The 13,398-nt window shown below is 67.7% G+C and carries 12 protein-coding genes; 3 read left to right on the top strand and 9 right to left on the bottom strand.

Features of this window, described 5'->3' with window-relative positions; genetic code table 11:
* Positions 1 to 200 precede the first annotated feature (200 nt).
* Positions 201 to 1,721, top strand: coding sequence for a DEAD/DEAH box helicase (locus AZOLI_RS11330; protein WP_014248778.1), 1,521 nt, complete (start codon positions 201 to 203; stop codon positions 1,719 to 1,721).
* Between the two features lie 90 nt (positions 1,722 to 1,811).
* On the opposite strand, the gene gstA is transcribed toward AZOLI_RS11330, so the two are convergent.
* The 7 genes from gstA to AZOLI_RS11365 form a co-directional block, all read right to left on the bottom strand.
* Positions 1,812 to 2,426 carry a glutathione transferase GstA gene (gene gstA / locus AZOLI_RS11335; protein WP_014248779.1) on the bottom strand — a complete coding sequence of 205 codons (615 nt, stop codon included), beginning with the start codon at positions 2,424 to 2,426 and terminating at the stop codon, positions 1,812 to 1,814.
* 79 nt (positions 2,427 to 2,505) lie between these two features.
* On the bottom strand, positions 2,506 to 3,330 hold the full coding sequence (locus AZOLI_RS11340; RefSeq protein WP_014248780.1) for an acyl-ACP desaturase: 825 nt from the start codon (positions 3,328 to 3,330) through the stop codon (positions 2,506 to 2,508).
* Positions 3,331 to 3,589: 259 nt separating this feature from the next.
* A complete protein-coding gene (locus AZOLI_RS11345) occupies positions 3,590 to 4,006 on the bottom strand; it encodes a F0F1 ATP synthase subunit epsilon (RefSeq protein WP_014248781.1) in 417 nt (138 codons plus the stop codon).
* Positions 4,007 to 4,139: 133 nt separating this feature from the next.
* The gene (gene atpD / locus AZOLI_RS11350; protein WP_014248782.1) at positions 4,140 to 5,561 is read right to left on the bottom strand and encodes a F0F1 ATP synthase subunit beta; all 1,422 of its coding nucleotides are present in this window, start codon (positions 5,559 to 5,561) and stop codon (positions 4,140 to 4,142) included.
* A gap of 86 nt (positions 5,562 to 5,647) precedes the next feature.
* A complete protein-coding gene (locus AZOLI_RS11355) occupies positions 5,648 to 6,535 on the bottom strand; it encodes a F0F1 ATP synthase subunit gamma (protein WP_014248783.1) in 888 nt (295 codons plus the stop codon).
* A gap of 87 nt (positions 6,536 to 6,622) precedes the next feature.
* A complete protein-coding gene (gene atpA, locus AZOLI_RS11360) occupies positions 6,623 to 8,152 on the bottom strand; it encodes a F0F1 ATP synthase subunit alpha (RefSeq protein ID WP_014248784.1) in 1,530 nt (509 codons plus the stop codon).
* On the bottom strand, positions 8,152 to 8,721 hold the full coding sequence (locus tag AZOLI_RS11365) for a F0F1 ATP synthase subunit delta (protein WP_014248785.1): 570 nt from the start codon (positions 8,719 to 8,721) through the stop codon (positions 8,152 to 8,154). Before AZOLI_RS11365 ends, atpA begins: the two co-directional genes overlap by 1 nt.
* 382 nt (positions 8,722 to 9,103) lie before the next feature.
* Between AZOLI_RS11365 and AZOLI_RS11370 the strand changes: the two genes are divergently transcribed.
* A complete protein-coding gene (locus tag AZOLI_RS11370) occupies positions 9,104 to 9,499 on the top strand; it encodes a hypothetical protein (RefSeq protein ID WP_014248786.1) in 396 nt (131 codons plus the stop codon).
* Positions 9,500 to 9,626: 127 nt separating this feature from the next.
* Here the strand turns inward: AZOLI_RS11370 and AZOLI_RS30355 are convergent, their stop codons facing one another.
* Both AZOLI_RS30355 and AZOLI_RS11380 read right to left on the bottom strand, forming a co-directional pair.
* On the bottom strand, positions 9,627 to 10,142 hold the full coding sequence (locus AZOLI_RS30355) for a cache domain-containing protein (protein WP_014248787.1): 516 nt from the start codon (positions 10,140 to 10,142) through the stop codon (positions 9,627 to 9,629).
* Between the two features lie 187 nt (positions 10,143 to 10,329).
* Positions 10,330 to 12,546: a primosomal protein N' gene (locus tag AZOLI_RS11380; RefSeq protein ID WP_014248788.1), complete on the bottom strand. Its 2,217-nt coding sequence runs from the start codon at positions 12,544 to 12,546 to the stop codon at positions 10,330 to 10,332.
* Between the two features lie 195 nt (positions 12,547 to 12,741).
* Between AZOLI_RS11380 and fsa the strand changes: the two genes are divergently transcribed.
* The gene (fsa, locus tag AZOLI_RS11385) at positions 12,742 to 13,398 is read left to right on the top strand and encodes a fructose-6-phosphate aldolase (protein ID WP_014248789.1); all 657 of its coding nucleotides are present in this window, start codon (positions 12,742 to 12,744) and stop codon (positions 13,396 to 13,398) included.

Below are 13,398 nucleotides of genomic sequence, written 5' to 3' on the forward strand. Positions count from 1 at the left end.
CGCGCGCCGAGTTTGCTTGCCAAATCAAGCCACCGGCCCTATCTGTCCGGGGTCGGACGGCGCCCGGCGCCGCGCAAGCATGCGCAGGCACCTGATCGCCCGCCGCCCGACGGCTCCGCGCCAACCCGCCGCGGAGCGCGCAAGCCCGGCCGCTCCCTCCTGGCGCGGCCCCCATTCTGGTGACCAGGACCATCGCTTCCATGACCGAATTTTCCGGCCTCGGCCTGATCGAGCCTCTTCTGCGCGCCGTCGCGGAGGAGGGATACTCCACGGCCACGCCGATCCAGGCCGGCGCCATCCCGCTCCTGCTGGCCGGCCGCGACGTTCTGGGCCTCGCCCAGACCGGCACCGGCAAGACCGCGGCCTTCACGCTGCCCATCCTGCAGCGGCTGTTCCAGAACAAGAAGCGCGTGGCCGCCAAGTCGCCGCGCACGCTGATCCTGACCCCGACGCGGGAACTGGCTCTGCAGATCGGTGACAGCTTCACCACCTACGGCCGCCATCTGCCGATCCGCCGCACCGTCATCCATGGCGGCGTCGGCCAAAGCCCGCAGGTCGCCGCCATCGCCCGCGGGACGGAGGTGCTGATCGCCACTCCCGGCCGCCTGCTCGACCTGATGGCGCAGAACCATGTCCGCCTCGACCAGATCGAGGTGTTCGTGCTGGACGAAGCCGACCGCATGCTCGACATGGGCTTCATCCGCGATGTGCGGAAGGTGGTCGCGGTGCTGCCGAAGGAACGGCAGACCCTGCTGTTCTCCGCCACCATGCCGGACGCCGTGGTCGATCTGGCCAACAGCATCCTGACCGATGCCGAACGCATCGAAGTGACGCCGCAATCGACCACGGTGGAGCGCATCAACCAGCGCGTCCTGTTCGTGGAGCGCAGCGACAAGCGCCGCCTGCTGGCCGACCTGCTCGAGGATTCGGCGATGGCCCGCACCATCGTCTTCGCCCGCACCAAGCACGGCGCCGACCGCATCGCCGACCACCTGAAGAAGGCCGGCATCGCCGCCGACGCCATCCATGGCGACAAGTCGCAGTCGGCCCGCGTCCGCGCGCTGGAAAGCTTCCGCGCCGGCGAGTTGCGGGCGCTGGTGGCGACCGACATCGCCGCCCGTGGCATCGACATCGACGGCATCAGCCACGTCATCAACTTCGACCTGCCGAACGAGCCGGAAAGCTACGTCCACCGCATCGGCCGGACCGCCCGTGCCGGCACCGACGGCAGCGCGGTGTCCTTCTGCGACCATGAAGAGGTCGGCTATCTGAAGGACATCGAGAAGACGATCCGTCAGCCCATCCCGGCCGACACCGACCACCCCTACCACGCGGTCGACGTGGCGCAGATCCACGCCTCCAGCAAGCCGCCGCCCCGCCCCAAGGCGCCGGGCAGCAACCGCAATCAGAACAACCGCAACCAGCAGCAGGCCCGCCCCAGAAACGCTGGTACCAACCCCGCGCCGAAGCCGGCGGCCCCCGCCAAGGCTGCACAGCCGAAGCCTGTCGCGCCCGCCGCCAAGGCCCCGCAGAAGGCCGGCAAGCCGACCGGCGCGCCGCGGCCGGACGCCGCCCGCAACGACCAGAACCGGCATGACCGCCGCCCGGCTCCGCACGCCGTTTCGCACGGCAACACCCATGGGGCCAGCAAGCAGACTCCGCGTGCGGCCGGCACTCCCGGCGGCAACACGCCGATGCGCCGCAAGCCCAGCGCCGCCTGATCCGGACAGCGCCCATAAGGAAAAAGGCCCCGTCTCTCGCCGAGACGGGGCCTTTTCCGTTCAGAAACTCAGTTGTCAGCCCCGGAGTCGTCAGCCTTGGGCTTCCGCGGCATGCGCCGCCTGTACCGCCGGACGGGCGCCGACGCGCTCGCTGAAGGCGATCAGACCGGGGAAGGCCGACAGGTCGAAGCCGATGCGCGGCAGCCAACTCAGCACCGTATAGGCATAAGCGTCGGCGACGGTGAAGACGTCACCGGTCAGATAGGCCTTGCCCTCCAGTTGCTGGTTCAGCACCGACAGCTTGCCGCTCAGCACCTTGGCGGCGAAGTCGCGATGGGTGTCGGACACCACGTCCTTCAGCATCGGGAACAGCGGGACGACGCCCTTGTGCAGTTCCGACCCGATGAAGTTCAGCAGTTCCTGGACATGGTAGCGCTCGATCGTGCCGACCGCCGGGATCAGACCGCTGTCCGGCACCTTGTCGGCGATGTACTGCACGATCACGGCGCCTTCGGTCAGGATCCCGCCCTCGTCCAGCGCCAGGGCCGGGACCTGTCCTTTCGGGTTCACCGCACGGAAATCGCTGCCGTCGGGCAGGGTCTTGGCCACCAGATCGACCTTGACCAGATCGAAGGGCAAACCGGCCTCGCGGAGGACGATGTGCGGCGACAGCGAGCAGGCACCCGGCTTGTAATAGAGCTTCATGTCTCCGGAACCCCGTTTGGGTTGTTGGTGCCCTAATGGCTACTCCAAAGCGACCGGCGCCGCCACTTTTCCGGAGTGGTCAGACCGCCTGCGCCGCCAGCTTCCGAGCCTGTCGGTCGATGAACCACCACGCCCCGCGCGAGGCCACGCTGCACAGCCGCGAGTGCGGCTTCAGGCCACAAGCCTTGAACACCATGGCGATGGCACGGTCGACGTGCTTGCGACGATACCGGCCGAATGCGCGGCGCTTGTAGGCGGCATTGTAGAGCTTGTGCTCATACGCCGCGTCGGCCGGGGCGTTGGCGGCGTAATAGGCGTAGGCCAGCTCGTCATCCTCGGACTCGCCGATGCGCGACAGCGCCACCTTCAGGCGCTGGATCTTGTTCAAGCCTTCGCGGTCCAGATACTTCTTGGCATAGGTGTAGAAGATCTTGTAGTGGCGCAACTCGTCGGCGGCGATGTTGCGGCAGATCTCCTTCAGCACCGGCTCGTCGGTCGAATCGCCGATGGCGGCGTAGTAGGAGCTGGTGCCGGTCTCCACCATGCAGCGGGCGATCATCTCGCCGGTGCGCGACCCGCGCACCGAAGCATCCAGATCGATCGGCACGCGGTAGCCGGCGCGGAAACGCTCGACCGCCGCCCGGAAATCGAAGGTTGGGTCGACCAGTTCGGCCCAGCGGCCCAGCGCCTCGCCATGCTGGACTTCCTCGACCGCCCAGCCGCGGGCGACCTCCTGGAATTCCGGATCGTCATTGAAGACGTTGCACAGATAAGCCGTGTAGTCGTCGGCGTTGAATTCCACCAGCGCCGCCGCCTTGATCAGCGGGATCAGATCGGGATCGATCTTGGTGGCGTCGAAACGGTCCCAGGGAAGCTCTTCGATCCGCCAATGCGCACGCGCCATGATCCGCTCTGCCGCCTCGTCTTGGGCCGCCCTGACGGCGGCCGGGTCCAAAATCGTGCAAGGTCCGTTTCCCGCGTCCCCACCAGTGCCGTCGGGGTGCGGCGGGGTTTGCGGTTCCGGCCTTCGAATGTAATTCGTCTTTTCGGCGATGCAACAGAGTCGCAACGGAAACGGGCGGCCTGGAAGTCCAAGCCGCCCGTTCGACCGAAGAAATATATGCCGTCAGCCCTGGAAGCCCCCGGACCGGCGGCCTTTCCGCTCAGTGAGCGGAGGACTGGCTCAGCGCGTCCAGCTTGGCGCGCGCGACGGCCAGCTTGGTCTCCGCGACGGCACGCTCGGCGTCCGACTTGCTGTCGTCCAGATCCTCGGACAGGTCCTTGATCTGCTTCTCGACCGCGGCGCGGTCCAGGTCGGTCAGCGCCACCGCTTCCTCGGCCAGCACGGTGCAGCGGGCCTCGGTGACCTCGGCGAAGCCGCCGGCGACGAAGACGCGGTCGACCACGCGGTCGCCCTCATAGACGTCGATGACACCCGGACGCACGGTCGAGATCATCGGCGAATGGCCGGCGAGCACGCCGAAATCGCCTTCCGAACCCGGCACCACGACCATGTCCACGGGCTGCGACTTCAGCAGCTTTTCCGGCGAGACCAGCTCGAATTCGACTTTATCGGCCATGGGTTTCCTGGTGCCTCTTCATAGGAACCCCCTCCCCCGCTGACGGGGGGAGGGGGTGTGCTGATGTCGATTTCCGCCCGGCCTTCTCGAAACCGATGGGGCCGGGTCGGAATGCCGCGATCCCGGGTTGGGATCAGGCAGCGGCCAGCTTCTTGGCCTTGGCGATCGCCTCGTCGATGGTGCCGACCATGTAGAAGGCGGCCTCCGGCAGGTGATCGTAGTCGCCGTTCACGATGCCCTTGAAGCCCTTGATGGTGTCCTCGAGCGGGACCAGCACGCCCGGGGTGCCGGTGAAGACCTCGGCGACGTGGAACGGCTGCGACAGGAAGCGCTGGATCTTGCGGGCGCGGGCCACGACCAGCTTGTCCTCTTCCGACAGCTCGTCCATGCCCAGGATGGCGATGATGTCCTGCAGCGACTTGTAGGTCTGCAGCACCTTCTGGACCGAGCGGGCGACCGAGTAGTGCTCCTCACCGACGACGCGCGGGTCGAGGATGCGGCTGGTCGAGTCGAGCGGGTCCACGGCCGGGAAGATGGCCATTTCGGCGATCGAGCGCGACAGCACCGTGGTGGCGTCGAGGTGGGCGAAGGAGGCGGCCGGGGCCGGGTCGGTCAGATCGTCGGCGGGCACGTAAATGGCCTGCACCGAGGTGATCGAGCCCTTCTTCGTCGAGGTGATGCGCTCCTGCAGGGCGCCCATGTCGGTGCCCAGCGTCGGCTGGTAACCCACCGCCGACGGGATGCGGCCCAGCAGGGCCGACACTTCCGAACCGGCCTGGGTGAAGCGGAAGATGTTGTCCACGAAGAACAGCACGTCCTGGCCTTCCTCGTCGCGGAAATATTCCGCGAGCGTCAGGCCGCTCAGCGCGACGCGGGCGCGGGCGCCCGGCGGCTCGTTCATCTGGCCGTACACCAGGGCCACCTTGGAACCCGGGCCGTCGAGCTTGATGACGCCCGACTCGATCATCTCGTGGTAGAGGTCGTTGCCCTCGCGGGTACGCTCACCCACGCCGGCGAACACCGACACGCCGCCGTGCGCCTTGGCGACGTTGTTGATCAGCTCCATGATCGTCACGGTCTTGCCAACGCCGGCGCCGCCGAACAGGCCGATCTTGCCGCCCTTGGCGTAGGGAGCCAGCAGGTCGATGACCTTGATGCCGGTGATCAGGACTTCGGCGTCCGTCGACTGGTCGACGAAGTCCGGGGCCTGACGGTGGATCGGCAGCGAGCGGGGGGCGTTGACCGCGCCACGCTCGTCGATCGGCTCGCCGATGACGTTGATGATGCGGCCGAGCGTCTCCGGGCCGACCGGCACGGTGATCGGGTTGCCGGTGTCCGTCACTTCCGAGCCACGCACCAGACCGTCGGTGCTGTCCATGGCGATGGTGCGGACCGTGCTCTCACCCAGGTGCTGCGCCACTTCCAGAACGAGGGTCTTGCCGTCGTTCTGGGTGTGCAGCGCGTTCAGGATCGCCGGCAGGTCGCCGTCGAACTGCACGTCCACGACGGCGCCCGTGACCTGCGTGATCTTGCCGACAGAATTGGTGGTGGCCATGGAGTAAAGCTCCCTAGGAACTCGGTAAGTGTCGGTATGCCGTCGCCGGCGCAAATAGGCTGGGCCCTACGTGTCGGATGCGGCCGTTACAGGGCTTCGGCACCGGAGATGATCTCGATCAGCTCCTTGGTGATGTAGGCCTGGCGCGTCCGGTTGTAGGTGATCGTCAGCTTGTTGATCATGTCGCCGGCGTTGCGCGTCGCGTTGTCCATCGCGGTCATCCGGGCGCCCTGTTCGGACGCGGCGCTCTCCAGGAGGGCGCGGTAGATCTGGATGGACAGGTTGCGCGGCAGCAGTTCGGCGAGGATCTGCTCCTCGTCCGGCTCGAACTCGTACATCGCCTTGGCATCAGCACCGGCGGCCTCGGCGGCCTCGGTGGCGACGGCGAAGGGAATGAGCTGCTGAACCGTGACGATCTGGGAGATCGCCGACTTGAACTTGTTGAAGATGACCGAGCAGACGTCGAACTCGCCGGCATCGAACATCGCCAGCACCTTCGTCGCCACCATGTCGGCGTCGCTGAAGCCGAGCCGGCGGCGGCCGACATCCTCGTAGCTCTCGACGATGAGCGAGGCGAACTCGCGACGCAGCTGGTCGCGGCCCTTGCGGCCGACGGTCAGCAGCTTCACGGTCTTGCCCTCGCCCTGCAGCCGGACGATCTGGCGCTTGGCCTCGCGGACGATGGAGCCGTTGAAGGCGCCGCACAGACCGCGGTCGGAGCTGATCACGACCAGCAGGTGCACCTTGTCGGCGCCCGTCCCGGTCATCAGCTTCGGGCCGTTGCCGCTGTCCTGCACGTTGGCGGCCAGCGACGACAGCATGCGGCCCATACGCTCCGCGTAGGGACCGCTGGCTTCCGCCTGCTCCTGAGCGCGGCGCAGCTTGGAAGCCGCGACCATCTTCATGGCCGAGGTGATCTTGCGCGTCGACTGGACGCTCGAGATCCGGTTCTTTAGGTCCTTGAGGTTAGGCATGCCGGCCCTTCAATTCCGCTCGAGGTCGTTCCGTGCCCGTCTCTACAAGACGGTGGGGGGCGGTTTCCCGCCCCCACGCGCGGTCGGTCAGGCGAAGACCTTGGCGAAGCCGTCGAGGAACGCCTTCAGCTTCTCTTCGGTCGCCGAGGTGATCTGCTTGTCGGTGCGGATCGCCGCCAGGATATCGGCGCCCTTGGCGCGGATTTCCGACAGGAACTTGGCCTCGAAGCGGTTCACGTCCTCGACGCGGATGGCGTCCAGGTAGCCCTTCACGCCGGCGAAGATCGACACGACCTGCTCTTCCACCGGCAGCGGCTGGAACTGGCCCTGCTTCAGCAGCTCGGTCAGGCGGGCGCCGCGGGCCAGCAGGCGCTGGGTCGAGGCGTCGAGGTCCGAGGCGAACTGGGCGAAGGCGGCCATCTCGCGGTACTGCGCGAGTTCCATCTTGATGGTGCCGGCGACCTGCTTCATCGCCTTGATCTGGGCGGCGGAGCCGACGCGGCTCACCGACAGACCGACGTTGATGGCGGGGCGGATGCCCTTATAGAACAGGCCGGTTTCCAGGAAGATCTGACCGTCGGTGATCGAGATCACGTTGGTCGGGATGTAGGCGGACACGTCGCCGGCCTGGGTCTCGATGACCGGCAGGGCGGTCAGCGAGCCGTTGCCGTGGGCGTCGCCCATCTTGGCGGCGCGCTCCAGCAGGCGGCTGTGGAGGTAGAACACGTCGCCGGGGTAGGCTTCGCGGCCCGGCGGACGGCGGAGCAGCAGCGACATCTGGCGGTAGGCGACGGCCTGCTTGGACAGATCGTCGTACACGATCAGGGCGTGCATGCCGTTGTCGCGGAAATACTCGCCCATCGTGCAGCCGGTGTACGGCGCCAGGAACTGCAGCGGAGCCGGCTCCGACGCGGTGGCGGCGACGACGATGGAGTATTCCATGGCGCCGGCGTCTTCCAGGGTCTTGACGATCTGGGCGACGGTCGAACGCTTCTGGCCGACGGCGACGTAGATGCAGTAGAGCTTCTTGCTCTCGTCGTCGCCCTGGTTGATCGGCTTCTGGTTCAGGAAGGTGTCGATGACGACGGCGGTCTTGCCGGTCTGACGGTCACCGATGATCAGCTCGCGCTGGCCGCGCCCGATCGGAACCAGGCTGTCGACGGCCTTCAGGCCGGTCTGCATCGGCTCGTGCACCGACTTGCGCGGGATGATGCCGGGGGCCTTCACCTCGACGCGCTTGCGCTCGACGTTGACCAGCGGACCCTTGCCGTCGATCGGGTTGCCCAGGCCGTCGACCACGCGGCCCAGCAGGCCACGACCGACCGGAACGTCGACGATGGTGCCGGTGCGCTTGACGGTGTCGCCTTCCTTGATGCCGCGGTCGTCGCCGAAGATCACGATACCGACATTGTCGGTCTCGAGGTTCAGCGCCATGCCCTGCAGGCCACCCGGGAACTCGACCATTTCGCCGGCGCGGACGTTGTCCAGACCGTGCACGCGGGCGACGCCGTCACCCACCGACAGGACCTGACCAACCTCGGCGACATCCGCCTCGGTCCCGAAATTCGCGATCTGCTGCTTGAGGATCGCAGAGATTTCTGCGGCGCGGATATCCATCAGACTGATCCCCCTGAGGCCTTCATGGCGAGTTGCAATTTGTTCAGCTTCGTGCGCACCGAGGTATCGACCATGCGCGAGCCGAACTTAACGATCATGCCGCCGATCAGCTCCGGATCGACGGAGGTGTTCACCAGCACCTTGGAACCGATGGACGCCTTGAGCGCGTCGATCACAGCGTCGCGCTGGGCGTCGTTCAGCGGCTGGGCCGTCGTGACCTGTGCCGTGACCTCGCCGCGTCGCCGGGCCAGTTCGGCCAGGAAGCCTTCGATCATCCCGTCGATCGAGAACAGGCGGCGGTTGGCCGCCACCAGCCCGATGAAGCGCTTGGTCAGATCGGACACGCCGGCGCTGTCCAGGACAGCGGCCATGGCCTTGCCCTGGTCGGCGCGGCTGATGACGGGGCTGCGGACGAGGCGACGGAGGTCAGCGCTCTCGGCCAGGATCTGCTTCAGCGTGGTCAGGTCGCTCGCGACCGTGTCCAACGCCTGGTTTTCGTCCGCAAGCTCGAACAGCGCGGTGGAGTAACGCGCGGCGAGTTCGGATACGCCTGTTCCTTCGGATGCCACCTGATCCCTCGAATTGAGTTCGGTAGACGGTGAATTCGGCGGCCTTATAGGGTGTCAACCCGAGGCACAAACACCCCGGCCGCGAAAGCGAGCGGTCCAATATCACAGGAATCGCGCCTACGCAACGGGGTCTGGACAATTTGACTGCGGCGTTTTGAGCAACTGCGGAATCATTGGTCGCAACTGCGTTGGCCAATGACTCGAGTCGGCCTCGACTGGTCATACCGGCTGTGACTTCGATGTGGCCCCAATCTCGGCTTAATTCAAGGTTAACCAATCTGATCCACGGTCGGACCGAACCGCCCAGCCGGCCGATCCGCCACCGTTTCCGGTCGTTTCGCCACGCTCGAGGCCGGTCCGGAGAGACCAGGGGCCTTCCGCCATGACCATCCTGCCGACGTCCGATCCCAGTGCCGATCCCAGTGCCGATGCCGTTGCGGTCGCCGATGCCGGCACCGGATCCCGGCCGCCGAACGTCATCCAGTTCTGCCGCGCCCGCTTCACCCCGGAAGACCTGGAGGACTTCTCCGCGGTCGCCGAACCGAAGCTGAGCCACGGCCATTGGGCCGGCGTGCTGCGCGAGTCGGGCCGCGACCATGACCGCCTGCTGGTGCTTCTGCCCGAGGTCGACCGCCCGGTCTTCCGCTTCGAGCGCGACGCCAAGGGCCGCTACAGCCTGTCCTTCAACGACCGGTCCGGCTGGTACGGCATCGGGGCGGGCGACAGCGCCGCCGAATGCCTGTCGATCTGGCGCCCGCGCCGCCCGCGGAGGCCGTGACCGCCGGACGGCTTCTGCAGACCCGGAAGGTCGGTTCCTGTATTCCACCATGTAAAAAAGTGACGTGCGGCGGGATGCCGCATGGGTTCCATTGTCGAGCCGGACGTCCGGTCCGATCCGTCCCCGCCTACCGATAGACCCCGACAGCCAACATGTAGGGCTTGCCGTTCAGAACCAGACGGCGGGCATGCATCGTCTTGCGCGCGACCTGCCCGGTCAGCGGATCGATCCACTGATAGGTGACGTCGCTGCGCCCGTCGCGCGCCACCCCGGCCAGCGCCTCGCGGATGAAGGGCTTGCCGTCGACGTCGCGCAGATCCCGCAGGTCCGACCCGTTGAGCGTCGCGGTCCAGCCATGGGCGATCATCACGCCCTTGTCGTCCAACAGCATCGGGTAGAGGTCGCGGTCGATGAAAGCGCTATCATGGCCGGCAAAGGCTTCGGCCGCCGCATCCGGGCCGATCCGCTCCAGCAGATGCTGGGCGCGGTCGATCATGGTCAGCGCCTCCGCATCGGTGCCGCGGGTGTGGGCCGGCGCGCCGGCGGCGAAGGCGATGACCACCAGCAGCAGCAGAACCGGCAGCACGGTCAGCAGGGTTTGACGCTGTACGCGCAGACGAAGCTTGGAGATCATGCCGGCCATCAGCCTGAACCTGTCCCTGTGATTTCTGGGTCCGGGAGGGATGCTTCGGTTCGAAACCATCCCGGCTGTGGTAGTACCATGCCCGCTGCCGCGCAATGGACCAAACGTCACAGGTGCCATGTCTTACCGTCGCGGCGAAGGATTCGGGTCAATTCGCCGCAGCTTGGCCGAACGACGCTAAGGACGCCTAAAGGAAGCTGTAGGGGTCGACATCGATCTGCACCCGGATGGCCGGCGGGATTTCCACCCGGTCCAGCCATTCCGCGATCAGCGGCTGCACCTGGGTGCTGCGCGGCGCCTTCAGCAGCAGGCGGCGGCGATGACGTCCGCGCAGCAGGGCCAGCGGCGCCGGGGCGGGTCCGAGCACATGGACGTCGTCGCTGCGCGGGGCGGCGCGGCCCAGCGCCATCGCCACCCGCTCCACCAGCGTCGGGTCCTCGCCCGACACGATCAGCGCCGCCAGCCGGCCAAAGGGCGGCATGCCGGCCTCCAGCCGCATCTCCGCCTCCAGCCGATAGAAGCCGTCGCGGTCGCCGGCGGCCAGAGCCTGCATCACCGGATGTTCGGGCATGAAGGTCTGCAGCATCACCCGTCCCGGCCGCTCGCCGCGCCCGGCGCGCCCGGCCACCTGATGCAGAAGCTGGTAGGTGCGCTCCGCCGCCCGCAGGTCGCCGCCGTTGAGGCCCAGATCGGCATCGACCACCCCCACCAGGGTCAGCATCGGGAAATGGTGGCCCTTCGCCATCACCTGGGTGCCGATGATGATGTCCAGCTCGTGCCGGCCGATGCTTTCCACCATCTCCTGGATGGCGCGCGGGCCGTGCAGGGTGTCGGACGCCATGATGGCGGCGCGGGCCTCGGGGAACAGCTCCGCCACCTCCTCGGCGATGCGCTCCACGCCGGGGCCGCAGGCCGCCATCGTCCCCTCCTCCCCGCATTCCGGGCAGGCATGGGGCAAGGGCTGCTGCAGGCCGCAATGGTGGCATTGCAGCTTGCGGGCGAGCCGGTGCTCCACCAGCCACGCCGTGCAGTTCGGGCATTGCATGCGGTGGCCGCAGGCGCGGCACAGGGTCAGCGGGGCATAGCCGCGGCGGTTCAGGAACAGCATCGCCTGCTCGCCCCCCGCCAGCGTGTCGGTCAGCGCCTTGCGCAGGCTGGGCGCAAGCCAGTGCCGGGCGGGAGGACGGTCGCGCCGCAGGTCGACCAGTTCCACGTCGGGCAGAACGGCGCCGCCATGACGGGCCGGCAGGGCGATGCGGGCATAGCGGTGGCTGTCGGCGTTGACCTTGGTCTCCAGCGACGGCGTGGCGGAGACCAGCGCGATGGGCAAGCCCCCCAGATGGGCCCGCGCCACCGCCATGTCGCGGGCGTGGTAGATCGCCCCCTCCTCCTGCTTGTAGGCGGAGTCGTGCTCCTCGTCGACGATGATGACGCCCAGGTCGGGATAGGGCAGGAACAGGGCCGAGCGCGCGCCGACCACCACCGGCACCTCGCCCTTGGCCACCGCGCGCCAGGTGTCGCGGCGCTGCGCCCCGGTCAGTTCCGAATGCCATTCCGCCGGCGGCGCGCCGAAGCGCCGGGCGAAGCGGTCGAGCCACTGCGCCGACAGCGCGATTTCCGGCAGCAGCACCAGGGCCTGCTTGCCCTGCTCCAGCGCCGCCGAGATCGCCTCGTAATAGACCTCCGTCTTGCCCGACCCGGTGACGCCGTCGAGCAGCACGGTGGAGTAGCGCCCCGACGCGACCCGTTCGCGCAGGTCGTCGGCCGCCGCCCGCTGGTCGGCGGACAGGCTGGGCCCCGGCCGCTGCCAGTCCGGCCGGCCGAGCCGGGTCGGCTGCAGCATCACCGGCTCCAGCAGCCCGGCCTCCGCCAGCCCGCGCACCACGGTGACGCCGCAGCCGGCCTCCTCGGCCAGTTCCGCCGGGGTGCGGGGAGGCCCATCCTCCAGCAGCGCCAGGACACGCTTGCGCGGGTCGGTCATCTTGAAGCCGGGCGGCGGCTCGGCGTCCGGCTTGCGCAGATAGGCCAGCATCGGCTTGGGCGGCTCCAGCGCCGCCGGCACGCTGACCGCCATGCGCAGGACGAAGCCCGGCGGGGTCATGGTGTAGGCGGCGACCCAGTCGACGAAGCGGCGGCCGACCCCGGTCATCGGCGGCACGTCGAACCGGCGCACCACCGCCTTCAGCCGGCCGGACTCCAGCGTCCCGGCGCCCGGTCCCCAGACGACGCCGATCACCCGCCGCGGCCCCAGCGGCACCTCGACGTAATCGCCGGCGACAAGCTCCATCCCGTCCGGCACGCGATAGTCGTAGGCCTCGCGGAGCGGCAACGGCAGCAGAACGGCGACGCGGCGGTCCGGCCCGCGAAGCTGCGGCTTTGCCGGAACTTCGGCGGTTTCACGCACAAAATCGCCTTCGGGCTGCCCGGTTTCGGGCGTGTCCCCAAGAAGATCCCCCTGAATGCCCGGGGCGGAACTGGCGGAAGTCGAACGCATCGGCTAGAGTGGCCTCATGTCCCGGGCACCGGGCGGGACGGCGCGTCGGGCAGCTTTCCGGCGCGGCCGGTTCCGGTCAACATCAGCAAGCATGGACCCTTCGTCATGAAGTTCTTCGTCGACACCGCCGACATCGCCGAGATCCGCGATCTGGCCGATACCGGTCTGCTGGACGGTGTTACCACCAATCCCTCCCTGATCGCCAAGTCCGGCCGTCAATTCCTCGACCTCGTGGCCGAGATTTGCGACGTCGTCAACGGTCCGGTCAGCGCCGAGGTGGCGTCCACCGACTTCGAGACCATGCTCGCCGAGGCCCACAAGATCGCCAGGATCTCCCACCGCGTCGCGGTGAAGGTGCCGCTGACCCCGGCCGGCCTGAAGGTCTGCAAGATCATCTCGTCCGAAGGGACGATGGTCAACGTCACGCTGTGCTTCTCCCCCGCCCAGGCGATCCTGGCGGCCAAGGCCGGCGCCAGCTTCGTGTCGCCCTTCGTCGGCCGGCTGGACGACATCGGCCAGGACGGCATGGGCATCATCAAGGACATCTGCGAGATCTATAACAACTACGACGCCTTCAAGACCGAGGTGCTGGTCGCCTCGATCCGCAACCCGATGCACATCGTCAAGGCTGCCCGCCTGGGCGCCCATGTGGTGACCGCCCCGGCGTCGGTGCTGAAGCAGCTGTTCAACCACCCGCTGACCGACAAGGGTCTCTCCCAGTTCGTCGATGACTGGAAGAAGACCGGCCAGTCGATCCTGTAA

This window comes from Azospirillum lipoferum 4B (assembly GCF_000283655.1).
Classification (GTDB): Bacteria; Pseudomonadota; Alphaproteobacteria; order Azospirillales; family Azospirillaceae; genus Azospirillum; species Azospirillum lipoferum_C.